Below are 972 nucleotides of genomic sequence, written 5' to 3' on the forward strand. Positions count from 1 at the left end.
CCGCCGCGACGTCTCCGTCCCGCTCACGCAGGTGCGCCTCCACGGCGGTGCGACGCGGCAGGTCCGGCTCGACCTCCGACAACGCCGCGAGACCGGCACGGGGTCCGTCCGCCTCGCCCACCGCGACCGCGCGGTTGAGACGCACGACGGGGCTTCCCGTCAGGCGCAGCAGCTCGTCGTACCACTCGACGACCTGGACCCAGTCGGTCTCGTCCGCCGTCGTCGCGTCCGCGTGGAGCGCCGCGATCGCCGCCTGCGCCTGGTACTCACCCAGACGGTCCTGCGCCAGCGCCGCCTGCAGCCGGTCGACGCCCTCGGCGATCGCCCGGGTGTCCCAGCGCTGGCGGTCCTGGTCCGCGAGCGGGACGATGCTGCCGTCCGCCGCGGTGCGGGCGGCACGGCGGGCGTGGTGCAGCAGCATCAGGGCGAGCAGGCCGTCGACCTCCGGGTGGTCCAGGACGGCCGCGAGCTGCCGGGCGAGGCGGATCGCCTCGGCCGCCAGGTCGACGTCTCCGGAGTAGCCCTCGTTGAAGACCAGGTAGAGCACCCGCAGCACGGTGCCGACGTCGCCGACCTGGTCGAGCCGCACCCCCGAGATCGTCCGCTTCGCTCGGCTGATGCGCTGGGCCATCGTCGCCTCGGGCACCAGGTACGCCTCGGCGATCTGCCGCGTCGTGAGTCCACCGACGGCCCGGAGCGTCAGCGCGACCGCCGAGGACGACGTGAGCGACGGGTGCGCGCAGAGGAAGTACAGCTGGAGGGTGTCGTCGGCCGGCGCGGCCGGGCCGGCCTCCGGCTCGGCGTCGACCAGGTCCTCGCGCCGTCGTCGGGCGACCTCGGAGCGCGTGGCGTCGAGGAAGCGTCGCCACGCGACCGTGACGAGCCACGCCTTCGGGTCACGCGGCGGGTCGTCCGGCCACGTGCGCACCGCCTCGACGAGCGCGTCCTGCACGGCGTCCTCGGGCGCCGCGG

1 protein-coding gene is annotated in these 972 nt (G+C 75.4%); it reads right to left on the minus strand.

Annotated elements, in window-relative coordinates; translation table 11 throughout:
- The coding region (locus tag ABD127_RS10960; protein WP_344202614.1) for an RNA polymerase sigma factor at positions 1–972 on the minus strand (972 nt) is incomplete at both ends.

This window comes from Aeromicrobium alkaliterrae (assembly GCF_039529015.1).
In the GTDB taxonomy this organism is placed as follows: Bacteria; Actinomycetota; Actinomycetes; order Propionibacteriales; family Nocardioidaceae; genus Aeromicrobium; species Aeromicrobium alkaliterrae.